Source organism: Paractinoplanes atraurantiacus (assembly GCF_900215205.1).
GTDB classification, from domain to species: domain Bacteria; phylum Actinomycetota; class Actinomycetes; order Mycobacteriales; family Micromonosporaceae; genus Actinoplanes; species Actinoplanes atraurantiacus.
In genome coordinates this window covers 1-23,171 of the sequence record NZ_OBDY01000009.1, presented here as the reverse complement: position 1 = coordinate 23,171, position 23,171 = coordinate 1, and the positions used below count along the sequence as shown (strand labels likewise).

Sequence of the window (23,171 nt, the reverse complement as noted above, 5' to 3'; positions counted from 1 at the left end):
GCGCCTCACCCGATCCGGATGATTGCGGTGCGCCGGAGGTCGGCGTCGATGGCGGAGGCCGCGGCGAGCAGCGGCGGCAGGAAACGGCGCCGCATCGCGTCGACCGTCGCCCGGGCCGCCTGCACCGACACGTTCACCGCGCCGGCCACCGCGCCCGAGCGGTCGTGGATGGGGACGGCGATCGCCCGCAGCCCCTCCTCGAGCTCCTGGTCGACGATCGAGTAGCCCTGTGCCCGTACCTTGTCGATCTCCGCTCGCAACAGGGAAGCCGAGGAGATCGTCCGGTTTGTCAGCTTCTCGGGGCGGACGCGGGCGAGGTAGGCGTCTACATTGGATGATCCGGCCAGCAGCACCCGCCCCATCGACGTCGCGTACGCGGGGAAGCGGGTCCCCACCGTGATGGCGACCGCCATGATGCGCGAGGTGGGCACCCGCGCCACGTAGACGATGTCGTCACCGTCGAGAACGGAGAGCGACGACGACTCGTGCAGCTCGGCGGCCAGCCGCTCCAAGTGCGGGGCGGCCACGTCCGGCAGCGTCAGGCTCGACAGATAGGCGTACCCGAGATCGAGGACCCTGGGCGTCAGCGAGAAGAGCCGCCCGTCGGTCCGTACGTATCCCAGGTCGGCCAGGGTCAGCAGGAAGCGGCGCGCGGCGGCCCGGGTGAGGCCGCAGATCCTCGCGACCTCGCTCAGGGTGAGCTCGGGATGGTCGGCGTCGAAGGCGCGGATGACCGCGAGACCGCGCTCCAGGGACTGGACGTGATGGGGTTCCCTCATAGATTGCTATCCAATTGATAAAGATCATTGACGTGACACGGGGCACATCCTAGCGTTCCCTATGAGAACTCTTGTTCGCAATGCGCACACCATAAAGCGGAGGAACGTTATGCGGCGTGGCCTGATAGGTGTAGCTATAGCGGCCCTCATCGCCGGCACAGGGGCATGTGGATCATCTGAAGACGGCGGCGGCGACAGCGTCGACCAGGTCAAGGTCGGCGTCATCCCGATCGTCGACGTGGCCCCGATCTACCTGGGCCAGCAGAAGGGCTTCTTCACCAACCGCAAGATCAATCTGACCATGGAGAGCGGCCAGGGCGGCGCCGCCATCGTCCCCGGTGTGGTCAGCGGCCAGTTCCAGTTCGGTTTCAGCAACTTCACCTCGCTGCTGCTCGCGCAGACGAAGAACGTGCCGATCAAGGCCGTCTCGGCCGGCGTCTCGTCCGTCGGCGAGCAGGGCAAGGACTTCGGCGGCGTGGTGGTCAACGCGAACAGCCCGATCAAGACCGCGGCCGACCTGGCCGGCAAGAAGATCTCGGTGAACACGCTGAAGAACATCGGCGACACCACGGTCCGCGAGTCGGTGCGCAAGGCCGGCGGCGACCCGTCGAAGATCAATTTCGTCGAGATGCCGTTCCCCAACGCGCCGGCGGCTCTCGCCGGCGGGCAGGTGGAGGCGTCCTGGCTCGTCGAGCCGCAGCTCTCGCAGGCCAAGGCGGCCGGCGCCCGGCTCGTCGCGTCCAACTTCGTCGACGCCGCGCCCAATCTGTCGGTGGCCGCCTACTTCACCTCGGCCAAGCTCGAGGGTGAGGACGCCGACCTGGTCAAGCGCTTCACCGAGGCGATGAACGAATCCCTCACGTACGCCGACGCGCACCCCGACGAGGTGCGGGCGATCCTCGGCACGTACACCAAGATCGATGAGAAGACCCGGGCCGCGATGATCCTCCCCAAGTGGCCGACCGAGATCAACGAGGCGTCGGTGCAGACCCTGGCCGACCTCGGCGCCAAGGACGGCATCTTCGACGGCGCGACCCCTGACCTGTCGAAGCTCTTGCCGTGAGATCGAAGGCTCTGCTCGGCCTGTCCGGGCTGGCCGGGCTGCTCCTCGTGATCGAGCTGCTGCCGCGACTCGGCCTGGTGGACGACAGTTACCTGCCGCCCACCAGCGAGATCGCGGCGGCGCTGGCCGACGAGCTCGGCACCACCGCGTTCTGGCAGGCCGTCGGCGACACCCTGACCGGGTGGGCCATCGGCCTGCTGATCGCCGTGGTGGCCGGCGTGCTGATCGGCATCGTGGTCGGCGCCGTGCCCGTGCTGCGCGCCGCCACCGCGTCCACGATCGAGTTCCTGCGCCCGATCCCGTCGGTGGCGCTGATCCCGCTCGCGGTCCTGCTCTACGGCACCGGCCTCGGCTCGGTGCTGCTGCTGGTCGTCTACGCCTCGTTCTGGCAGGTGCTGGTCCAGGTGCTGTACGGCGTGGCCGACGTCGACCCGATCGCCGACGAGACCGCGCGCAGCTTCCGCTTCAGCACGTGGGCCCGCATCCGCAACGTGCTCTGGCCGACCGCGCTGCCGTACGTCTTCACCGGCATCCGCCTGGCCGCCTCGGTCGCGCTGGTCCTCGCGGTCACCGCCGAGCTGGTCATCGGCGCCCCCGGCCTCGGCAAGCTGATAGCGGTGGCGCAGACCTCGGGCGCGGTCCCCGACATGTACGCGCTGATCGCCGTCACCGGGCTGCTCGGCGTGGCCATCAACCTGGCGGCGCGGGTGTTCGAGCGCCGGTCGCTGTCGTGGCATCAGTCCGTCCGCGGGGAGGTCCCGGCGTGAAACGTTTCCTGTACGTCGCTGGCTTGCCCATTTTGTTGTTTTTCGGCTGGTTCGTGCTGAGCAACGGCAGCGAGAACTTCTACGCGCCGCCTTTAAGGGACATTTTGCGCGCGTTTGTGGATACATGGACGCCGCAGCGGTTGAATGACGACGTACTCCCAAGCCTTTTGCGGCTTTTGTCCGGATATGTCCTGGCGGCGGCGCTCGGCATCGCCGTTGGTGTCGCCATCGGACTCAACCGGCGACTGCGAGCGACCGTCGAGCCCGTCCTCGAATTCTTCCGCGCCATCCCACCGCCCGTCCTCGTCCCGGTGATCATGCTGTTCGCCGGCATCGGCAACGGCATGAAGGTCATCGTGATCGTCTTCGGCTGCGTCTGGCCGATCCTGCTCAACACCGTCGAGGGGGTCCGGGCAGTCGACTCGGTCCAGCTCGACACCGCAAAGGCTTATGGCGTACGGGGTTTCGCCCGGATCCGTACGGTCATCCTCCGGTCGGCCTCGCCCCAGATCGCGGCCGGGCTCCGGCAGGCGCTGTCCATCGCGATCATCCTGATGGTGATCAGCGAGATGTTCGCGGCCAGCAACGGCCTCGGCTTCACCATCGTCCAGTTCCAGCGCAGCTTCGCCATCCCCGAGATGTGGAGCGGGATCATCCTGCTCGGCCTGCTCGGCTTCGCGCTGTCGCTGCTGTTCCGGCTCGCCGAAAGCTGGGCACTGCGCTGGTACCACGGTCTGCGCGACGCGCAGCGCAAGTCATGAGGGATCGTCATGCTTGAAGTGCAGGGATTGCGCAAGGTCTACAGCACCGGCGGCCGCGAGGTCGAGGCGCTGCGCGACCTGACGTTCACCATCGACAACGGCGACCTGGTCTGCCTGGTCGGCCCGTCCGGCTGCGGCAAGACCACGCTGCTGCGCTGCATCGCCGGCCTGCTCACCCAGACGTCGGGCACGGTCAAACTCGACGGGCACGAGGTCAGCGGTCCGCCGCCGGGTCTGGCCATGGTTTTCCAGGAGTACGGGCGGAGCCTGTTCCCGTGGATGACCGTGCGCGACAACGTGTCGCTGCCCCTGAAGCAGAAACGGGTCCCACGGCAGCGCCGCGACGAGCTGGTCGACCAGGCGCTGGAGGCGGTGGGCCTGGCCGGCACCGAGTCGGCCCATCCCTGGCAGCTCTCCGGCGGCATGCAGCAGCGGGTGGCCATCGCCCGCGCGGTCGCCTACGAGCCGTCGACCCTGCTCATGGACGAGCCGTTCGCCGCCGTCGACGCGCAGACCCGGGCCGACCTGGAAGACCTGGTCCGCGCGCTGTGGCAGCGCCTGAAGGTGACCGTCCTGTTCATCACCCACGACATCGACGAGGCCGTCTACCTGGGCCGCCGCGTCATCATGCTCTCGTCCTCACCCACCGTCGTCCAGGACGAGATCACCGTCGACCTCCCGGCCGAACGCGACCAGCTGCACACCCGGGCCGACCCCCGCTTCACCGAGCTGCGAACCCACGTCTACGAGCAGATCCAGGCCGCGAAGCGGGGCAGGCCGGCCTCCATCGGCTGAGACCACGCCCGGCACGGCCTAGGCCTGCTGGCGCCGGAGGTCCATTCTGGGTGGTGACCCTTCGGGAGGCAGCATGGAGATCACCGGGATCTTTACCGCCATCATCATCGGTCTCATCATCGGAGCGCTGGGACGCCTGGTCGTCCCGGGCAAGCAGAACATTCCTATCTGGCTCACCCTGCTCATCGGCGTCGTGGCCGCCCTGGTCGGCACGTTCATCGCGGCGCTGATCGGCGTCGACGACACGCGGGGCGTCGACTGGATCGAGCTGATCCTGCAGATCGCGCTGGCCGCCGGCGGCGTGGCGCTCGTGGCCGGAGCGCGACGGCGGCCCTGAGCGTGTAAAGACTTCATCGGTGGCTCCGACTCATGGGTGACAAGGAGCCCTTGAGGAGGAGCACACCATGAAGTTCGTGATCGGCATGCACATCAACCCGGCCGTGTTGGACGCGCTGACCGACGAGGAGAAGGCGGCGATCGGCGACGGGCACGGCGCCCTGCTGGCCGAGCTCAAGGAGTCCGGCGAGCTGATGCTCACGCAGGCCCTGGCCGACCCGTCCCAGTCGGCCGTGGTCTCGGTCCGCGACGGCCGGACCGTCGTCACCGACGGCCCGTTCGCCGAGGCCAAGGAATATCTGGGCGGCTTCTACGTGGTCGACTGCGAGAGCCGGGAGCGCGCCCTCGAGATCGCCGCCAAGATTCCCGACGCCGCCCTCGCCGGCCTCGCGGTCGAGGTGCGGCCGGTGATGTTCTACGACGGGGCGCTCGAGGCGTGACCCGCTCGCCGATCGAGGACCTGCTGCGCGAGCACACGCCGCAGGTCCTCGGCACCGTCGTCCGGCGCTACGGCTGCTTCGAGGACTGCGAGGACGCCGTACAGGAAGCGGTCCTCGCCGCCGCCGTGCAGTGGCCGTCGGACGGGGTGCCGTCGAACCCGCGCGGCTGGCTCACCACGGTCGCCGCCCGGCGGCTGATCGACCAGCTGCGCAGCGACCGCGCTCGCCGCTACCGCGAGACGGCCGACTCGCTGGCCACCGTGCCGGCGGACGTCCCGGACACCGACGACACGCTGACACTGCTGGTCCTGTGCTGCCATCCGGCGCTCACCCCCGGCTCGCAGATCGCCCTCACCCTGCGCGCGGTCGGTGGCCTGACCACGGCCGAGATCGCCCGCGCCTTCCTGGTGCCGGAGGCCACGATGGCCGTACGGATCAGCCGCGCCAAACGCCTCATCAGGGAGGCCGGAAGCACGTTCGGCACGCCCGCGCCGCTGTCCGCCGTCCTGCACGTGCTCTACCTGATCTTCAACGAGGGCTACACCGCCGTACACCGGGCCGATCTGGCCACCGAGGCCATCCGCCTGACCCGCGCCGTGCACGCCCAGCTGCCCGCCGACAGCGAGGTGACCGGCCTGCTCGCGCTGATGCTGCTCACCCACTGCCGCCACGCGACCCGCACGACTCCGGCCGGCGACCTGGTTCCGCTGGACGAGCAGGACCGTACGGCCTGGGACCGCTCTTTGATCGCCGAAGGCATGGACCTGGTGAAGACGGCGCTGGGCGGCCCGGCGCTCGGCCCGTACCTCCTGCAAGCGGCCATCGCCGCCACCCACGCCGACGCCGACACCGCGGACGAGACCGACTGGCGGCAGGTGCACGCGCTCTATCTGATCCTGGACCGGGTGGCGCCCAACCCGATGGTCACGCTCAACCGCGCCATCGCGCTGGCCGAGGTCGAAGGCCCCGGGGCCGGGCTGACCCTGCTGGCCACCCTGGACGCCGACGACCGGATGGCCCGCCACCACCGGCTGCTCTCGGTACGCGCCCATCTGCTGGAGAAAGCCGGCGACCCGGCCGCCGCCCACGACCTCTACCGCCGCGCCGCCAAGGCCACGACCAGCCTGGCCGAGCAGCGCTACCTGGAGGGCCGCGCCGCCCGCTGTCGCCCTTCGGCACCGACGTGAAGCCGACTGCCCGGGCGCCGCCGGGAGGCTTACGGTCGGCTGGTCAGCCCCTTCGAGCCGGGTGATCAGCATGGCCGAGACCATGTCGTTCCAGGACAGCGTCAGGTGGACCCGCGACGTCTTCACGCAGTGGCGGCACTGGACGCGCGCCCATTGGCGCCTGACCCTGCTGCTCAGCGCGCTGGCCTTCCTCACCGGCTGGGCCTGGAACACGTACGCCATGGCGGTCGGCCTGGAGGGCAGCGAGGGCGAGGGCACCAAGACGATCACGACGGCCGACGGCCACTCGCTGAACGCCCTGTTCTGGGTCATCCTGTTCACCTTCGTCAGCGGCGTGATCACGTACGCCTGGACGCGCGGGTGGACCGCCTTCCGCGCCGACGTGGCGGTGCTGCCCAGGCGCTTCGCCGAGGCGATGACGCAGAGCCGCCCCGGCGCCTTCGCGATGCTGCTGTGGGGCATGGCGGTCGCCCTGGTGATCGCCACCCTGATCTCGTCGGCGGCCGCGATCGTGCTGAGCCTGGCGCTGCTGGCCCTGGCCACGTCACCGGTCGGCGTCATTCTCAATTTCGCGCTGGTACGGGTCTGGCGCGGCCTGTGCGGCATCCTCGCGGCCAAGGCCCGGCCCCGGCTCGACGCGATGGTCAACCCTTTCATGGTCATGTTCGGCGAGAGCATCGGCCTGCTGCTCGACGGCCTCATCGGCAACTGGGTGTTCAAGTTCCTGGGCGGCATCTTCGCCGCCCTCGTCTCGGTGACCCTGGCCCGCGGCTCCCGGATGCCCGGCTTCGCGGTGATCCTGGCTTTCGTGGTCGCGGCCCAGACGCTGCGGGTGCGCGGCGCGCTGGCCGACGACGGCGGCTGGACCGAGTGCGTGACCTCCGACGGCCGCCCGTGCGCCGGCCTGGGCCTGGAGGGCGTGCTGGCCTGGTTCCAGTCCGACGGCGCCACCCACGTCCTGGTCCGCAGTTCCATCGGCGCGATCGCGGCCGCACTGGGCGCCCTGCTCGGCCTGGGCCTGGGCGCCGCGGGCGCGTCCGCCGCCCTTTCCCGCGCGACACCCCGCCCGTCTGGCCCCGGCGACGGTCTGTGGCCGCCCCGCCCATTCCCCTCTCCGGAGCCTCCGATCACCCCGCCCCCGGAGCCCCGGCACCGCGCCCGTTCCCAGCCCTCCTCCCCACCTCGTCCTCAGCACCATCCCCAGCCCGAGCCGTTTCCCCAGCCGGATCACCATCGCCAGCCCGAGCCTCATCCTCTGCCGGACCACCACCGCCAGCCGGACCATGACCCGCCGCCTGAACCTCGCCGGCCGGGGCATCTCACTCCTCAGCCGGAGCCGTCCGGCCTGGGCGGGCCGGACCACGGCACGGTCTATCGGGCTTCGACATATGACTCCGGGGCCGCCGATCAGGGTCACGTCTACCGGTCCGCCTCGGCGCCCGCGCCGGGGCCGGCCCGAGGCGTACACCCCATTGGTCCTCCCGACTTTCCGCCACCCGGGCAGGGTGGCCATCAGGCCCCGGCCGGCCGCGGCAATCCCTGGGACGACCTCGACGACTTCCTTCCCGACTCTCCGGAACGGCAGAACCAGCCGCCCCGCCGGCCACGCCGCCGCGCGACCGAAGCCCCCGAGGACGACGGCCCCCAGCGGCCCCCGCACCAGCCCCGCCCGCCGACCCCGCCGAGACGATCGTGAGGGTGTGGCTGCCTCGGCTGGCGGTGTTCCTGCTGGCCGGCGGCTCCATCGCGGCACTGTTGGCCGACCTCTACGAGATCGCGCCCATGCACGCCGTCTTCTGGCTCGTCTCGGTCCCGTCGATGATCGTGCTGGCCGCGCTGGCGACCCTCCCGCGCGTCGATCCCGGCCTGCGCGCCCGGATCCGCGTCGGCGCCGTCGCCGGGTTGGCCGGGCTTGTGGGCTACGACGTCGTCCGCATCCCCGTGGCGCTCGCCGGTCAGCGCGTCTTCGCCCCCATCGAGACGTACGGCCTGCTCATCGCCGACGCCGCGTCCTCCTCGCCTCTGACCTCCACGCTGGGCTGGCTGTACCACCTGTCCAACGGCGTGACCTTCGGCATCGCCTACGCCGCCCTGTTCGCCCGCCGCCCGGTCGTCTTCGGCATCGCCTGGGGCCTGCTCCTGGAGACGGTCGCCCTGCTGAGCCCGTTCGCCGATCGCTACGGCCTGAGTGGCCGCCCGGTCCCGATAGCGATCGCCTTCGGCGCCCACCTCTTCTACGGCTGGCCCCTGGGCCACTTGGTCCACGATTTCGACCGTACGGCCGCCGCCCTGCCCCGCCTCCGCGTCACCGCGACCATCGCCTTCGCCGCGGCCCTGATCCTGGCTTGGCAGCAGCCTTGGAACGTTGCACCCGGCGAGCGCCCGGACACCCCCGTGACGATCGTGCGCACCGACCGCTTCCATCCCGAGTGGCTGCGCATCCGCGCCGGCGCCTGCGCCTACGTGGACAACCGCTCCGCCGTCACCTACACCACCCCGGCCGGCCCGGTCCCGGCCGGAGCCCGCAGCCCGCTCTGCTTCACCACCCCCGGCATCTACCGGATCCGACTGACCACACGCCCTTACTCGGGCGGCTTCATCTATGTGGGAGCAGCAGGACACGGCCGAGGTGAGAGCGGGCGTCCATGATTTCGTGGGCGGTCGCCGCCTCGGCGAGTGGCAGCCTCACGTGCACGGTGGTTCGCAGTCGGCCCGAGGCGAACAGGCCGGCGAGCTCATCCGTCTCCCGGCGTGCCTGATCCGGGGCCTCTCGGCGCCAGGCGGTCAGGTTGAAACCGGTGACGGACCGCAGCGCGAACAACTCGGCCACCGGGATCTGCTCCAGATCACCGGTCGCCGCGCCGTAGACCACGGCGCGGCCGAACGGCGCGAGCAGGCCGAGGCTGGATCGCAGAACCGATCCGCCGACCGCGTCGAGGACGACGTCGACACCGCGCGGCGCGGCGGCGCGGACCTCTTCGGGCCAGTCCGGCCGTGCGTAGTCGACGGCGACGTCGGCCCCGACGGCCCGGACGAAGTCGAGCTTGCGCGATGATCGGGCGGTGCCGATGACGGTGCCGGCCCCGAGGAGCTTGGCGAGTTGGACGGCGAGGTGCCCGACGCCGCCGGCGGCGGCGTGGACCAGGACTGTGTCACCCGTGCTCATCTGGGCGGCGCGCAGGATCCGCAGGGCCACGGGTCCGGTCATGGCGAGCATGCTCGCGTCGCCCGGGTCGAGGCCGGCGGGGACGTCGGCGAGCCATGACGCTTCGGCGACGACGTATTCCGCGTACGCGTCCTCGGCCAGCGTGGCGACCCGGCGGCCGATCAGCTTCGGATCGGCCCCGGGGCCGACCGCCGTGACCGTGCCGACGACGTCCCCGGTCGGCCGTCCCGGTAGGGGCCGCTGGAAGATGCCGCCACGGCCGGGTCCGCGGCGGAACCGGGTGTCGACGAAGTTGACGCCGATCGCCTCGGCTCGCACCAGGACCCGCCCAGCGCGGGGAACGGGTGGCTCGACGTCTTCGACGGTCAGCACCTCCGGTCCGCCGTATTCGTAATACCGGACACGCCGCATGTCCGCCCCTCCCGTAAAGTGGACCGATAGTCAACTTACGGCCGGACGTTACTGGACCGGCGGTCAACTTGTCGAGGTGTCATGTCCGAGCCACTCCGTGCCGACGCGGCCCGCAATCGCGCGGCCATCCTGCGGGCCACCGAAGAGCTGCTGACCAGCAGTCACCCGCGGCAGATCTCGATGGAACAGGTGGCGGCGGCGGCCAACGTCGGCAAGGGCACGGTGTTCCACCGCTTCGGCAGCCGGGACGGTCTGCTGCACGAGCTGATGCGGGAACGCGCGCGCGACCTGGAGATCGCGATCACCACCGGTCCGCCGCCCTTGGGCGAAGGCGCTCCGCCGCGGGCCCGGCTGCTGGCCTTCCTCACCGCCGTGGTCGAGGTGGTCGCCCGCAACAAGGGACTGTTGGCCGCCCTCGGCACCGGGGCGCCCGGCGCCGGCGCGCCGAAACAGGAGCCGCGGGAGGAGCATCCGGTCTACCGGTCGTGGCACGGCCACATCAGCCGGCTGGTCCACGAGCGACGGCCCGACCTCGACGCCGACATGCTGGCCCACGTGTTCCTGGCCACGGTGCACAGCGAGCCGATCCTGAACGCGCTGGAGCGCGGCGACGGCGACCGCCTCGACCGGACGTTACGCGACCTGGTGACCGGGCTGATGCCCGAGTGACCCCGGTCTAGACCGTGCGCAGGTCCAGGGAATGCCAGGTGATCTCCTCGCTTCCGGTGGTGGTCGACCACCAGAGCATGCCGGCGCGGGAGAAAGCGCCGTCGGCGGCGGGGGCCACGTCGATGGTGCGGCCGGTGGCCACGTCGTAGACGACCAGGGCGGCGGTGCCGGTCATGTCGGTCTCGGAGGTGGGCTCGGCCAGGATCTCGAAGCGGTCGAGGACGGCCACGTCGGTGATGGCGGACTGGGCGGCGCCGCCGGCGATGCGGCGGCGGTCGGTGCCGTCGGGGCGGACCAGGTCGATGCGGGCGACCACGTCGCCGCCCAGGACCATGGCCCGGCACCAGACCGGGCCGCAGGTCAGTTGTTCGGTGCCGTTGCTGACGATCGGGCTGTCGCGGGTGGTGGTCATGTTGCGCAGGCGCGGGGTGCCGGAGGCGCTGCCGTCGTCGACCAGCCAGGGCCAGGCGGACAGGGACCACTGACCGGGCTCGAGCTTCACCCGGACCGGGCCGCCGGTCACCGCGACCGAGCGGATCTCGGTCTCCTTGGTGGAGTCGCCCTTGGCCGGGGCGGCGGTCCAGTGGACGCGGCCCTGGGCGACCACCAGGTCGTACTGGTTGCCGTAGAAGACCGCGTTGCCGGTGTCGGCGGTGAGCAGGCGGGCGGTGTTCCCGGACAGGTTCGCGGTCCAGATCTTCACCGTGGTCGAGCCGGCCGTGGACTCGGTCCAGAAGAGCTGGTCGCCGCTGACCGTGAACGCCTCGAACTGCGGATTGCCGTCGAGCGGCACCCGGCGCAGCTCTCTGATCTCCGACCCGGAGCGCAGCAACAACCGGGCCTGGTCGCCGCTGGGGGTGGGCGCGGTGCCGACCGCGGTGGTCGCGTCCAGGAAGATCGACGGGTTGAACAGCGGGCCGTCGGGCAGCCCGGCCGGGAGGTCGGCCCGGGCCGCGCCGGGCCAGGCGACGGTCGCTGAGGCCCGGGTGGGCGGTGGCGCGGGGGTGGGGGTGCCCGGCGTGCCGATGAGCAGGAAGGCGCCGGCGGCGAGGGCCACCGCGAGGGCGATCGCAGTGAGAGCACGGCCGCGCGGGGGCGCGGCGGGCGGCGCCGGCCGTTCGGTGGTCATGGTCATGCGTACGGCTGCTTCGGCTCGGGGACCTCTTCCCAGGTCTTCACCTCGAGGTAGGCCACGTCGACGTTGTTCACCGGGTCCTTGCCCTTCTCGGGCGAGTAGGCGCCGACCACCGCGACCCACGTGTCGGCGGGCACGTCGATCGGGGCGCGGCCGGTCAGCCCGATCTTGATGGGGCGGCCGTCGGCGGCGCAGCAGGACAACACCATCCGGGCCAGCATCGGCTTGCCGTCGGGCGCGGTCGTGATGAAGCCGGTGAGCCGCACGTCCCGGTTCTCCATGCTCTTGCCGGCGTCATACAGGGCCCGCGACGCGTAGTCGACCAGCCCGACGTCGACCGGGGAGCCCTCGGGCAGCGGCGGATAGTCCGACTCGGGGGACTGGGCGGTGACGCTGCCGGCTTGCGAGGCCGCGTACGAGCCGAGGGCCGGCGGGGCGACCAGCAGCAGCCCGAGCACCGGCAGGATGAGCAGCCATCCCACCCGAGGCTCATGATGATCATGGTCGGTCTCGGTGGAAGGGGAGCGGAACGAGTACCAGAGGGTCATCACGGCCGCCGCCACCAACAACAGCCCCGCCCCGATCAGGAACGGGCGGAGCCCCTCCTTGACGTACCTCAAATAAAGGTCGGTGAATGAAGCCCGCAGGATCGCTCCGCCGAAAAGGAGCATGACGACGGCCTGAGTCAGTTTGCTCATGACGGCACTCCGCTCCGCTCTTTGCCGCCACGAGCTTCGGCGCTGAGTCTGATGATGCCCTCGCTTCGCTCGGTCATAGCAGGATCGCCCCCACGCCGGTGCCGATGCCGAGCGCCGCGACGAACGTCGCCGGTGCGAAGCGGAACGCGAAACGGCGGCCGAAGACGCCGGCCTGCATCGAGATCAGCTTGAGGTCGACCATCGGGCCGACCACGAGGAAGACCAGCCGCGACGTCATCGAGAACTGTGACAGCGACGCCGCCACGAACGCGTCGGCCTCGCTGCAGATCGACAGCAGGACGGCCAGCACGGCCAGCGCGATCACCGACAGCACCGCGTTGTCGGCCAGGCTCTGCAGCCACGACTCGGGCACGATGACGTTGATGGTCGCCGCCGCGGCCGCGCCGATCACCAGGAAGCCGCCCGCGTGCATGACGTCGTGCCGGCAGGCCGCCCAGAACGCCCGCCCCTTGGAGAGGTCGTCGAGCTCGGGCCGGTGCGGCAGCTTGATCCACTCTTGCTTGCCGAGGCGGAGCCAGAGCCATCCCATGAGTACGGCGACGAACAGGCTCGCCACGCCACGGGCGACCGCCATCTCCGGCCGCCCGGGGAACGCGATCACCGTGGCGGTCAGCACGATCGGGTTGATCGCGGGCGCGGCCAGCAGGAAGGCCAGCGCGGCGGCGGGCGTGACCCCGCGCCGGATCAGCGACCCGGCGATCGGCACGCTGCCGCACTCGCAGCCGGGCAGTGCCACCCCGGCCAGCCCGGCCGCCGGCACGGCCAGCGCCGGGTGTTTCGGCAGCGCCTTGGCCCAGAACGAGCGCGGCACGAAGACCGCGATGATCGCCGAGAGCGCCACCCCGAAGACCAGGAACGGCGCCGCCTGCACGAGCACCGAGACGAAGACTGTGGTCCAGGTCTGCAGCCGGGCGCCGTCGACGAGCCCGGCCAGCTGCTCGCGGAAGAGGACCAGCAGCACGAGCAGCGCCGCCAGCACCTCCAGCGAGCCGATCTTGCGCTCTTTTTTGTCGACAGGCGGAGATGGAGACGCAGTCCAGTCGATGTCCTGCAGGCGGGTCAAGGATCACTCCCATGCGGTCGGCCGCGGCCCAACATACCGCACCTCGCCGCCGCAATAACCTGCGCATATGTCAATCAGTGCATGTGTCAGAAGCCGATCGGCAGGCCCGCGTAGTTCTCGGCCAGCCCCCGCGCGCCGGCCTCGCTCGAGGCCACCCATCGCAGCTGCGACAGCTGCAACTGCGCGTCGAACGGGTCACCGCTGGTGTGCAACATGGTCGTCATCCACCAGGAGAAATGCGTGCAGCGCCAGACCCGGCGCAGGGCGTCGTCGGAGTACGCGCCGGCCAAGGTCGCGTCGTTCGAGACCAGCAGCGCGATCAGCGCCCGCGACAGGAGCGTGACGTCCGCGATCGCCAGGTTGAGCCCCTTGGCGCCGGTCGGCGGCACGATGTGGGCCGCGTCCCCGGCCAGAAACACCCGTCCGTGTCGCATCGGGGTCTGCACGTAGCTGCGCATCGGCAGCACGCTCTTGTCGGTGATCGGCCCCGGCGTCAGCTTCCAGCCGTCCTGCCCGTGCCCGAGCCGGGTCGCCAGCTCCTCCCAGATCCGGTCGTCCGGCCACGAGGCCGGGTCGGTCCCGTTCGGCACCTGGAGATAGAGCCGGCTCACCGTCTCCGACCGCATCGAGTGCAGGGCGAACCCGTTCGGGTGCCACGCGTAGATCAGCTCATCGGTCGACGGGGCCACATCGGCCAGAATCCCGAGCCAGCTGTACGGATAGACGCGCTCGAAGGTCTGCGCGGGCACCGCGTGCCGCGAGGGACCGAACGACCCGTCGCACCCCGCGATCGCGTCCGCGTCCAGCCGCTGCGAGGCGCCTTCGGCGTCCACGAAGGTCACGTACGGCCGATCCGACTCGACGTCGTGCAGCTCCACATCCGTGACCTCGTAGAACACCGCGGCCGTGCCCGCCGCGACCAGGTCCTTCTGCACCTCGGTCTGCCCGTAGACCCAGACACTGCGCCCGGTCAGGTCGACGAAGTCGAGGTGGTGCCGCTCGCCCGGCCATTGCAGGTAAATGCCCCGGTGCTCGTGGCCCTCGGCGCGCAGCCGGTCGCCGAGCCCGGCCGATTCCAGCAGCTCGACGCTGGAGCTCTCGAGGATGCCGGCGCGGATGCGCGAGGCCACGTACTCCTGCGAACGCGTTTCGAGCACCACCGCCTCGACGCCGCCGCGGTGCAGGAGGTGGGCGAGGAGCAGTCCGGCCGGGCCGGCGCCGATGATGGCGACCTGGGTGCGCATGCGCTCAGCCAACGGCAGACCGGCGGAAGCGGCAAGGGGCTATTTCCACTGAGCGGAAGCCAGCGTACGTCCGATGCCCCGTGCCGCCACCTGGAGCGCCGAGATCAGCCGCGCCTGTTCCCGGCGCAGATCCGGCACGACGATGCCCAGAGCGGCCACCACCTGGTCGGCCTCGCCGCGCACGGGCACCGCCGCCGAGCACGCGCCCAGGCTCATCTCCTCGCCGGTCGTGGCGAACCCCGCCGTACGCACGCGCTTCAGTTGGTCGGCGAGCAGGGCGGGCTGGGTGATCGTGTACGGCGTGACCCTCGTGAGACGGGCGAATGCTTCCGTGCGTATGTCCTCCGGGGCGTACGCCAGAAGGACCTTGCCCACCCCCGTCGCGTGCAGCGGAAGTCGCGAGCCGATCTTGCTGACCACCGGGACCGAGACGTGCCCAGCCAGCCGGTCGACATAGAGCACCTCGCAGCCGTCGCGGACCGCGAGATGCACCGTGGCCAGGGTCGCGCCGTAGAGATCGTGCAGGAACGGCGAGGCGGCCTGGCGCAGGCCGGACTGCACGGGGGAGAGCAGGCCGAGGTCCCACAGCCGGCGGCCGATCACGTATTCGCCGGTGGGAAGCCTGGTCAGCGCGCCCCACCGGGTCAGCTCGCCGACCAGCCGATGCGCCGTGGCCAGCGGCAGGCCGGCCCGGCGGGCGAGGTCGCTGAGCGTGAGGCTGCGATGGTCGGAGTCGAAGGCGCCCAGGAGATCGAGCACCCGAGAGGTGACAGTCGCGCCCATCGATGGTTCCTCTTCCGCTGAACGGAAGACAAGTATCGTCTCGGCCGCCGCGCCGGTCTAGCGTCCCCGATGTGGAAACCCAGGCCGACATCAGCCGAGAGATAGCCGAGCTCCGCGGCCGCGGCGGGCCGCAGCCGCAACTCGACTACCCGCCGTACCGCAGCAGCGTGCTGCGTCACCCGACGAAGGACCTGGTCCTGGCCGATCCCGAGGGGGTCGAGCTGTGGGCGCCCTGCTTCAGCAGCCGCGACGTCGCCGCCGACGAGGCCGACCTGACGATCCAGCGCGCGGGGGAGCCGCTCGGTGAGCGCATGGTGGTGACCGGCCGTGTCCTCGACGGGCAGGGCAATCCCGTACGTCATCAGCTCGTCGAGATCTGGCAGGCGAACGCGTCCGGTCGCTATTGGCACCAGCGTGATCAGCATCCGGCGCCGCTCGACCCGAACTTCGTCGGCGCGGGCCGCTGCCTGACCGACGAGAACGGCACCTACCGCTTCCAGACGATCAAGCCCGGGCCCTATCCGTGGCGCAACCATCTCAACGCCTGGCGGCCGGCCCACATCCACTTCTCGCTGTTCGGCACGGATTTCACGCAGCGCCTGGTCACCCAGATGTACTTCCCGAACGACCCGCTGTTCGACCTCGACCCGATCTATCAGTCGATCACCGACCCGAAGGCGCGCGAGGCCCTCCTGGCGTCCTACGACCACGAGCTGACCACACCCGAGTACAGCCTCGGATACCGGTGGGACATCGTCCTGACCGGAACCCACCGCACCCCGCTGGAGGACCAACAGTGACTTACGCTCCCGGGCAGACCGTAGGGCCGTTCTTCCATTTGGGGCTTCCGTACGCGGGTGACAACGAGCTCGTGCCGCCCGGGCGGCCGGACGCCGTACGCCTGCACGGCCGCGTCCTCGACGGCCAGGGCAACGGGGTGCCGGACGCCGTGATCGAGATCTGGCAGGCCGACCCGTCCGGCGCCGTGCCGCGGGTGGGCGGCTCGATCAAGCGCGACGGCTGGACCTTCACCGGCTGGGGCCGCGCACAGACCGACCCGGACGGCCACTACTGGTTCTCGACGCTGGAGCCGCCGTCGTTCTTCGCGGTCACTGTGTTCGCCCGGGGCCTGCTCGACCGCCTGTTCACCCGCGCCTACCTGCCGGCCGAGCAGCTGGACGCGTTTCTCGGGGGGCTTCCGCCGGAAAGGAGGGATACGCTGATCACTACCCGCGAACAGCGGGGCCTGCGCTTCGACATCCGACTGCAGGGCGAGGGTGAGACGGTGTTCCTGACCTTTCCCGGCCAGGCCACATGAGCGACCTGCTCTGGCCGGGCGACACGAGAGCCGACCCCCTCTGCACCGACGAGGCCGTCCTGACAGCCCTGCTCCGCGTCGAGTCAGCCTGGCTGGCCGCCCTGCACCACCACGGCCTCGCGGCTCCACCCACCACCGTCCGGCCCGATTTATCCGACTTAGTGGGCGTGGGGGATCTGTCGAACCTGGTGCGGGACGCGGAACATGGTGGCAATCCGGTCATTCCGCTCGTCAAGCTGCTTCGGTCCCGCTCCGATATCCGATATATCCATGCCGGTCTGACCAGCCAGGATGTTCTGGACACGGGGATGGTGCTCGTTCTCAATGACGCCGCCGCGCGGATTCGGGCTGATCTGGCGGTGCAGATCGCTGTGCTGGCGGAGCTGGCGGATCGGCATCGGGGGACCGACATGGCCGGCCGCACGCTGACCCAGCACGCCGTGCCGATCACCTTCGGTCTCAAGGTCGCGGGCTGGCTTCAGGGTGTGCTCGACGCGCGCGATGCTCTGGAAAGCGCCGACCTGCCGATTCAGATCGGCGGCGCGGCCGGCAGCCTGGCCGCGCCGACCGCACTGGCCGGCAGCCCGGCGAAGGCCCGCGAACTCGTCGCCACCACGGCGGCGGCGCTGGGACTGCCATGGCGCGAGCCGTGGCACACCAGCCGGGCGCCGTTCACTCGCTTCGGCGACGCGCTCGTGACCTGCACCGACGCCTGGGGGAAGATCGCCAACGACGTTCTGGTGGGTGCGCGGCCCGAGATCGGTGAGCTGACCGAGGCCCAGGGTGGCGGCTCCTCGGCCATGCCGAACAAGCAGAACCCCGTCCTGTCGGTGCTGATCCGCCGGGCCGCCCTGGCCGCGCCGCCGCTGGCCGCGACCCTGCACGCCGCCGCCGCGAACGCCGTCGACGAACGGCCCGACGGCTCCTGGCACGTCGAGTGGTCGACGCTGCGCACCCTCGCCCGCCGCACGATCGTGGCCGGCTCCCAGACCGCCGACCTGCTCACCGGCCTGCGCGTCGACGCCGTCCGGATGGCCACGATCCTGGCCGAGGCCCGCCCCGGCATCGACGCCGAACAGCGCAAATACGCCCCGGAGGCCGGGCCCTATCTGGGGGCGACCGACGAGATCATCGATGCCGTACTGGCCCGAGCCGCGGAGAAGCCTTGCTGACATCCACCGTGCTGGTCGACGCGCCCGATCGGCCCCTTCTGCTGGTCGGGCCGTCGCTCGGCACCTCGGTCCAGGCGCTCTGGGGCCGGTGCGCCAAAAGAATCAAGGGCCACCATGTCGTCGGCTGGGATCTTCCGGGGCACGGGCGCAGTGCTCCGGCTCCCGGTGCCTTCAGCATCGCCGACCTGGCCCGCGAGGTTCTCGCCCTGGCCGACACGCTCCGGCCCGGATCACCGTTCCGCTACGCCGGTGACTCCGTCGGTGGGGCGGTCGGGCTCCAGTTGCTGCTCGACGCGCCGAAGCGGGTCGAGTCGGCCGCGCTGATCTGCACCGGCGCGAAGATCGGGGAGGCTGCGGGCTGGCGGCAGCGGGCTGAGACCGTACGAGCGGAAGGAACTCATGCCGTTGTCGCCGGGTCTCTTCAGCGCTGGTTCGCCCCGAACTTCCCGCAGCGACAGCCCGCCGTGGCCGACGCCCTGCTGGACGCGTTGCGCGCGGTCGACCGGGAGAGTTACGCGCTGACCTGCGAGGCTCTGGCCGCTTTCGACGTGCGCCAGCGGCTGGCCGAGATCACTTCGCCGGTCATCGCGATCGCCGGCGCTGTCGATCAGCCGACCCCGCCGGAGGGTCTCGCGCAGATCGCGGCCGAGGTCCGCGACGGGCGCCTGGTCGTGCTCGAGGACGTCGCCCACCTCGCCCCGGCCGAGCAGCCCGACCTTGTCGCCGGGCTGCTGGACGAGCACTTCGGCGGGCCGGCCACCCTGGAGCGCGTTCGAGAGGCGGGCATGTCCGTACGCCGTCAGGTGCTCGGCGACGAGCACGTGGACCGCGCCGTGGCCGCGACGACGCCGTTCACCCGCGATTTTCAGGAGCTCATCACGGCGTACGCCTGGGGAGAGATCTGGACCCGCCCCGGCCTTGACCGCCGCAGCCGCTCGATGATCACCTTGACCGCGCTGGTTGCCCTCGGTCATCAGGAGGAGCTGGCCATGCATCTGCGCGCGGCGCGGCGCAACGGGCTCACCGACGACGAGATCAAGGAAGTGCTGTTGCAGACCGCGATCTACTGCGGCGTCCCAGCCGCCAACACCGCGTTCCGTATCGCCCAGAAAGTCCTGGCCGAGTGACCGCGGCGATCATGGCGGCGCTGGAGGCGGTCGAGGCCGTTCAGGACGGCGACACCGTGCTGGTGGGCGGCTTCGGGATGGCCGGCATGCCGGTCGAGCTGATCGACGCGCTCATCGAGCACGGTGCCTCGAACCTGACGATCGTCAGCAACAACGCGGGGAATGGGGACACCGGGCTTGCTGCGTTGCTGGCCGCCGGCCGCGTACGCAAAGTGATTTGCTCTTTTCCCCGGCAGTCCGATTCCTGGGTTTTCGACGGGCTGTATCGCGCGGGCAAAATCGACCTCGAGCTCGTGCCGCAGGGCAATCTGGCCGAGCGGATGCGAGCCGCGGGCGCGGGAATCGGCGCCTTCTACAGCCCGACCGCCGTCGGAACGCCGCTCGCGTCGGGCAAGGAAGTGCGCGTCATCGATGGTAGGGAGTATCTGTTGGAATACCCGATCCGCGGTGACGTGGCGTTGATTAAAGCCCACAAATCGGACAGGATGGGCAATCTTGTCTATCGCAAAACCGCCCGCAACTTCGGGCCTGTCATGGCGACCGCGGCCGCCGTCACGATCGCTCAGGTCTCGTCAATAGTGGACAGCCTTGATCCGGAAGCCGTGGTAACGCCCGCCATCTACGTGAATCGGCTGGTCGTGGCATGAGCCTGACGCGCGAGGAAATGGCCGAGATCGTCGCCCGGGACATCCCCGACGGGTCATATGTGAACCTCGGAATCGGGCAGCCGACGATGGTCGCCTCCTACCTGCGGCCGGGCAGTGGCGTCGTTCTGCACACCGAGAACGGCATGCTCAACATGGGCCCGGTCGCGACCGGCGACGACATCGACCCCGACCTGACGAATGCCGGCAAACAGCCGGTGACCGAGTTGCCCGGCGCCTCGTATTTCCATCACGCCGACTCGTTCGCGATGATGCGCGGCGGCCACCTCGACGTCTGCATCATGGGCGCCTTCCAGGTATCGGCGAAGGGCGACCTGGCCAACTGGTCGACCGGCGCGCCCGACGCCATCCCGGCCGTGGGCGGGGCGATGGACCTCGCGATCGGGGCCAAGCAGGTCTTCGTGATGATGAGCCTGTTCGCCAAGGACGGTAAGCCGAAGCTGGTGCCGGCGTGCACGTACCCGCTGACCGGCAAGGCGTGCGTGAGCCGGGTCTACACCGATGTGGCGACCTTCGCGGTGACTCCGGACGGCGTCCGGGTCGTGGAGACCTTCGGCACAACCGCCGAGGAGCTTGCTGCCCGCCTGGACGTCTCGCTGATCTGACATCCCTTTTACTTCGCTGAGATGACGCTGTGAGGGTGACTCACTTCTCTGGGTGAAAATTTGCGTGGCCTGCAAGATCTGGTCGATGCTGGGACGTGATCGCGTCCCGCGGGATCGTCCGGAGGTGCCAGGTGAACAGGGTGGCTGCCCGACGCGCGGCGCGCGAGTTACTTCTCGTCGCCGTGCTGTTCCTCGCCTACAAGTTCGGCCGCATCCTGGTCGAGGGCCACGTCGACGAGGCGATGCGGAACGCCGCTTCGGTCTGGGACTTCGAACGGCTGCTGCATCTGCCCAGCGAGTCGGCCCTGCAAGGGTCGCTGCTCACGCACGACTTCTGGGTACGGGCGGCGAACTGCTTCTACGCCTACGTGCACTTCCCGGCCACCGCGATCACGTTGATCTGGATGTACGTCAAGCGCCCCGAGATCTACCTGTGGATGCGGCGCACCCTGGCCACCCTGACGGCGTTCGCCCTGGTGGTGCACGCGCTCTACCCGCTGGCACCGCCGCGCATGCTCACCTCGGCCGGCATGGTCGACACGGGGCGTCTCTTCGGGCCTTCGGTGTACGGCTCCCCGAGCACCGACACCCTCAGCAACCAGTACGCGGCGATGCCGTCCCTGCACGTCGGCTGGGCCGTCGTGGTGGCCCTGGCCCTGGTCGCGGCATCGGCCGGTCACCGGTGGCGCTGGGTGTGGCTGGCCCACCCGGTCATCACGCTGCTCGTCGTGGTGGTGACGGGCAACCACTACTGGGTGGACGCGGTCGCGGCCATGGGCTTGCTCGCGGTGGTCCTGGCGCTGGTGCCGCGGCCGGCGACCTTGGAAGCGCCCTCGATCGCCGTGGTGGCCGTGCCCGTTCAGCGCGCCCCCGAAGAGTCGAACACCAGCCTGCCGTCGACGTAGGTCTGCGCCACCGCCGTCTCGGCGATCTCACGGAGTTCGCCGGCGAAAGGATCGCGGTCCAGGACGACCAGATCGGCGCGCATTCCGGGGCGGAGGCTCCCGGTGTCGTCGAGGTGGTTCACGTAGGCCGTGCCACTCGTGTACGCGTGCAACGCCGTACGCAAATCAAGGGCTTGATCTTCCAGGAACCTTTCGCGGTCCTCCGCGGGCAGCACGCGATTGACGGCGACATGAATGCCCTGGATCGGATCGGGCGTGCTCACCGGCCAGTCACTACCGCCGGCCAGCCGCGCGCCGGACCGGAAGAGGTCGCCGAACGGGTATTGCCAGCCGGCCAGGTCAGGGTCGAGGAACGGAATGGTGAGCTGGTCCATCTGCGGCTCGTGAGCGGCCCAATAGGGCTGCATGTTGGCGACGGCACCGAGCGCGGCGAACCGGCGGACATCGTCCGGGTGCACCACCTGAAGATGGGCCAGATGCGGGCGCGTGTCCCGATGACCGTTGGCTTTGCGAGCGGCCTCGACCGCGTTGAGGGCATTACGCACGGCCTGGTCGCCGAGAGCATGGAAATGCGTCTGGAAGCCGAGCGCGTCAAGCTCGGTCACGTAGCCCTTGAGCGCCTCGGGATCGATGAAGTCGAGGCCCCGGTTCTGAGTGGTGCACCCGCAGGAATCGCGATAGGGCGCGGTCATGGCGGCGGTGAAGTTCTCGGCGATGCCGTCCAGCATCAGCTTGACCGACGAGCAGCGCAGGCGGCCGATGGTGAGGCGCTCGCGCTTCTCGACCAATTCGGGGATCTGCTCGGCGCCCCGGTCGCGGTCCCACCACAAGGCGCCGACGACGGTTGCGGTGAGTGCGTTCGTGCGGGCGGCTTGCTCGTACGCATCGGAGATGTCGTCATAGCCGTTGCTGGCGGCCACCATGGCGTCCTGCCAGGCCGTGATGCCGAGCGAATGCAGCAGGGACTGCGCCCGGAGGAGACCGGCCATTCGCTGGCCGGCGGTGGCGGCCGGGACGTCGACGAGGGACATGGCGCCCTCCTGGAGAGCGCCGATGGGATCGCCATTCCCGTCGCGATCGATCCGGCCGGTGTCGGGATCGGGGGTGTCGCGGGTGATGCCGGCGTGTTCGAGGGCCCGCGTATTGACCCAGGCGGCGTGGTGGTCGCGATTGAGGAGATAGACGGGGCGGTCGGGGACGGCGCTGTCGAGCAGGTGGCGGTCGGGGATGCCGTTGTCGAAACTCTCCATCGACCAGCCGCCGCCGGCGATCCATTCGGCATCGGGGTTGTCGTCGGCGTACTTGCGGACCCTTCTCAGATACTCCTCGCGGTCGGTGGTTCCGGTCAGGTCGCACTGGCCGAGCTCGACGCCGCCCATGACGGCGTGGATGTGGGCGTCCTGGAAGCCGGGGATGAGGAGTCGGCCCTGGAGATCGATGGTCTCGGTCTTGGGGCCGCTCAGGTTGGCTGTTTGTTGCGCGCCCAAAGCGAGGATGCGGCCGTCGCGTACCGCCAGGGCGGTGTCGAAGCCGTCGTCGGTGAAGACAGGACCATTGACGAAGACCAGGTCCGCGTACGCCATGAGCGCTCCTCCTCGGGGTGTACCGGGCATCCCATCACTCGGCGTGGGTGGAGTCAACGGCGTTGACATGAACTCGTTCGGGTCCCGATTTGGCGTTGCGCGTCCGAGGGAGTAATCTTTTCCGAGCCGCCAGGGAGACGGGCGAGCGAGCGGGACCCTCTCGGGGCCCGGCGCGGCCGTCCTGACGGAAATCATGAAATCCGGCTCTAGTCGGTTCGTGGTGCCCGGAAGTTTTCGGAAACGCTGAATTTGGCGGGAACGGAAACGGCGGGTAAAGTAATGCAGGCAAGCGCGCCGGAGCAGTTAAGCCGGGATGCGGTTGTTCTTTGAGAACTCAACAGGGTGCTTGATAAGCCAGTGCCAATTAAGTAATACCCCGGCCGGCGTCTTTGGATGTCGGTGGGAGATTCCTTTGGCAACACTTATGTTGCCGGGACGCTTTTCCACAAGTTTTGTTGGAGAGTTTGATCCTGGCTCA

At 69.9% G+C, this 23,171-nt stretch carries 25 protein-coding genes; 17 read left to right on the top strand and 8 right to left on the bottom strand.

Going from position 1 to position 23,171, the window contains the following annotated elements; translation table 11 throughout:
- Window positions 1-5: 5 nt before the first annotated feature.
- Complete coding sequence (locus CRP55_RS21235; RefSeq protein ID WP_097321872.1) at window positions 6-779, bottom strand: IclR family transcriptional regulator domain-containing protein; 774 nt, start codon at window positions 777-779, stop codon at window positions 6-8.
- A 109-nt stretch (window positions 780-888) separates the two neighbouring features.
- Between CRP55_RS21235 and CRP55_RS21230 the strand changes: the two genes are divergently transcribed.
- From CRP55_RS21230 to CRP55_RS21190, 9 genes are all read left to right on the top strand, one after another.
- On the top strand, window positions 889-1,842 hold the full coding sequence (locus CRP55_RS21230; RefSeq protein WP_097321871.1) for an ABC transporter substrate-binding protein: 954 nt from the start codon (window positions 889-891) through the stop codon (window positions 1,840-1,842).
- Window positions 1,839-2,609: an ABC transporter permease gene (locus tag CRP55_RS21225; RefSeq protein ID WP_097321870.1), complete on the top strand. Its 771-nt coding sequence runs from the start codon at window positions 1,839-1,841 to the stop codon at window positions 2,607-2,609. Before CRP55_RS21230 ends, CRP55_RS21225 begins: the two co-directional genes overlap by 4 nt.
- Window positions 2,606-3,370: an ABC transporter permease gene (locus CRP55_RS21220; protein WP_097321869.1), complete on the top strand. Its 765-nt coding sequence runs from the start codon at window positions 2,606-2,608 to the stop codon at window positions 3,368-3,370. Before CRP55_RS21225 ends, CRP55_RS21220 begins: the two co-directional genes overlap by 4 nt.
- Before the next feature lie 9 nt (window positions 3,371-3,379).
- On the top strand, window positions 3,380-4,165 hold the full coding sequence (locus CRP55_RS21215) for an ABC transporter ATP-binding protein (RefSeq protein WP_097321868.1): 786 nt from the start codon (window positions 3,380-3,382) through the stop codon (window positions 4,163-4,165).
- Window positions 4,166-4,238: 73 nt separating this feature from the next.
- Window positions 4,239-4,502, top strand: a complete 264-nt coding sequence (locus CRP55_RS21210; RefSeq protein WP_097321867.1) for a GlsB/YeaQ/YmgE family stress response membrane protein — start codon at window positions 4,239-4,241, stop codon at window positions 4,500-4,502.
- 67 nt (window positions 4,503-4,569) lie between these two features.
- On the top strand, window positions 4,570-4,941 hold the full coding sequence (locus CRP55_RS21205) for a YciI family protein (protein ID WP_097321866.1): 372 nt from the start codon (window positions 4,570-4,572) through the stop codon (window positions 4,939-4,941).
- Window positions 4,938-6,128, top strand: a complete 1,191-nt coding sequence (locus CRP55_RS21200) for an RNA polymerase sigma factor (RefSeq protein ID WP_097321865.1) — start codon at window positions 4,938-4,940, stop codon at window positions 6,126-6,128. Before CRP55_RS21205 ends, CRP55_RS21200 begins: the two co-directional genes overlap by 4 nt.
- A 70-nt stretch (window positions 6,129-6,198) precedes the next feature.
- On the top strand, window positions 6,199-7,824 hold the full coding sequence (locus CRP55_RS21195; RefSeq protein WP_143234790.1) for a hypothetical protein: 1,626 nt from the start codon (window positions 6,199-6,201) through the stop codon (window positions 7,822-7,824).
- Window positions 7,825-7,826: 2 nt separating this feature from the next.
- On the top strand, window positions 7,827-8,777 hold the full coding sequence (locus CRP55_RS21190) for a hypothetical protein (protein ID WP_097321863.1): 951 nt from the start codon (window positions 7,827-7,829) through the stop codon (window positions 8,775-8,777).
- Here CRP55_RS21190 and CRP55_RS21185 read toward each other — a convergent pair.
- On the bottom strand, window positions 8,725-9,705 hold the full coding sequence (locus CRP55_RS21185; protein WP_097321862.1) for a quinone oxidoreductase family protein: 981 nt from the start codon (window positions 9,703-9,705) through the stop codon (window positions 8,725-8,727). The genes CRP55_RS21190 and CRP55_RS21185 overlap by 53 nt on opposite strands.
- 81 nt (window positions 9,706-9,786) lie before the next feature.
- On the opposite strand from CRP55_RS21185, the gene CRP55_RS21180 reads away from it, so the two are divergent.
- A complete protein-coding gene (locus tag CRP55_RS21180; protein ID WP_097321861.1) occupies window positions 9,787-10,374 on the top strand; it encodes a TetR/AcrR family transcriptional regulator in 588 nt (195 codons plus the stop codon).
- Between the two features lie 7 nt (window positions 10,375-10,381).
- Here the strand turns inward: CRP55_RS21180 and CRP55_RS21175 are convergent, their stop codons facing one another.
- The 5 genes from CRP55_RS21175 to CRP55_RS21155 form a co-directional block, all read right to left on the bottom strand.
- Complete coding sequence (locus tag CRP55_RS21175; protein WP_143234788.1) at window positions 10,382-11,509, bottom strand: hypothetical protein; 1,128 nt, start codon at window positions 11,507-11,509, stop codon at window positions 10,382-10,384.
- A complete protein-coding gene (locus CRP55_RS21170) occupies window positions 11,506-12,207 on the bottom strand; it encodes a TIGR03943 family putative permease subunit (RefSeq protein ID WP_097321859.1) in 702 nt (233 codons plus the stop codon). Before CRP55_RS21170 ends, CRP55_RS21175 begins: the two co-directional genes overlap by 4 nt.
- Before the next feature lie 73 nt (window positions 12,208-12,280).
- Window positions 12,281-13,282, bottom strand: a complete 1,002-nt coding sequence (locus CRP55_RS21165) for a permease (RefSeq protein WP_179855291.1) — start codon at window positions 13,280-13,282, stop codon at window positions 12,281-12,283.
- Window positions 13,283-13,377: 95 nt separating this feature from the next.
- Window positions 13,378-14,535, bottom strand: coding sequence for a 4-hydroxybenzoate 3-monooxygenase (locus tag CRP55_RS21160; RefSeq protein WP_097321857.1), 1,158 nt, complete (start codon window positions 14,533-14,535; stop codon window positions 13,378-13,380).
- A gap of 39 nt (window positions 14,536-14,574) precedes the next feature.
- Window positions 14,575-15,318, bottom strand: coding sequence for an IclR family transcriptional regulator (locus CRP55_RS21155; RefSeq protein ID WP_097321856.1), 744 nt, complete (start codon window positions 15,316-15,318; stop codon window positions 14,575-14,577).
- Between the two features lie 71 nt (window positions 15,319-15,389).
- Between CRP55_RS21155 and pcaH the strand changes: the two genes are divergently transcribed.
- The 7 genes from pcaH to CRP55_RS21120 all read left to right on the top strand — a co-directional run bounded on the left by pcaH (window position 15,390) and on the right by CRP55_RS21120 (window position 21,110).
- The gene (pcaH, locus tag CRP55_RS21150) at window positions 15,390-16,118 is read left to right on the top strand and encodes a protocatechuate 3,4-dioxygenase subunit beta (protein WP_218854657.1); all 729 of its coding nucleotides are present in this window, start codon (window positions 15,390-15,392) and stop codon (window positions 16,116-16,118) included.
- Window positions 16,115-16,636 carry a protocatechuate 3,4-dioxygenase subunit alpha gene (pcaG, locus tag CRP55_RS21145; RefSeq protein WP_097321854.1) on the top strand — a complete coding sequence of 174 codons (522 nt, stop codon included), beginning with the start codon at window positions 16,115-16,117 and terminating at the stop codon, window positions 16,634-16,636. The genes pcaH and pcaG overlap by 4 nt, the downstream gene beginning before the upstream one ends.
- The gene (locus CRP55_RS21140) at window positions 16,633-17,808 is read left to right on the top strand and encodes a lyase family protein (protein ID WP_097321853.1); all 1,176 of its coding nucleotides are present in this window, start codon (window positions 16,633-16,635) and stop codon (window positions 17,806-17,808) included. The genes pcaG and CRP55_RS21140 overlap by 4 nt, the downstream gene beginning before the upstream one ends.
- On the top strand, window positions 17,802-18,935 hold the full coding sequence (gene pcaDC, locus CRP55_RS56500) for a bifunctional 3-oxoadipate enol-lactonase/4-carboxymuconolactone decarboxylase PcaDC (protein WP_097321852.1): 1,134 nt from the start codon (window positions 17,802-17,804) through the stop codon (window positions 18,933-18,935). The genes CRP55_RS21140 and pcaDC overlap by 7 nt, the downstream gene beginning before the upstream one ends.
- Window positions 18,932-19,582, top strand: coding sequence for a 3-oxoacid CoA-transferase subunit A (locus CRP55_RS21130; protein WP_245923242.1), 651 nt, complete (start codon window positions 18,932-18,934; stop codon window positions 19,580-19,582). Before pcaDC ends, CRP55_RS21130 begins: the two co-directional genes overlap by 4 nt.
- Window positions 19,579-20,205, top strand: a complete 627-nt coding sequence (locus tag CRP55_RS21125) for a 3-oxoacid CoA-transferase subunit B (RefSeq protein WP_097321851.1) — start codon at window positions 19,579-19,581, stop codon at window positions 20,203-20,205. Before CRP55_RS21130 ends, CRP55_RS21125 begins: the two co-directional genes overlap by 4 nt.
- A 140-nt stretch (window positions 20,206-20,345) precedes the next feature.
- On the top strand, window positions 20,346-21,110 hold the full coding sequence (locus CRP55_RS21120) for a phosphatase PAP2 family protein (protein WP_245923240.1): 765 nt from the start codon (window positions 20,346-20,348) through the stop codon (window positions 21,108-21,110).
- On the opposite strand, the gene CRP55_RS21115 is transcribed toward CRP55_RS21120, so the two are convergent.
- Entirely contained in the window at window positions 21,065-22,888 is a 1,824-nt protein-coding gene (locus CRP55_RS21115) for an amidohydrolase (protein WP_245923238.1), read from the bottom strand. The two genes, CRP55_RS21120 and CRP55_RS21115, sit on opposite strands and share 46 nt — an antisense overlap.
- Window positions 22,889-23,171: the final 283 nt, after the last annotated feature.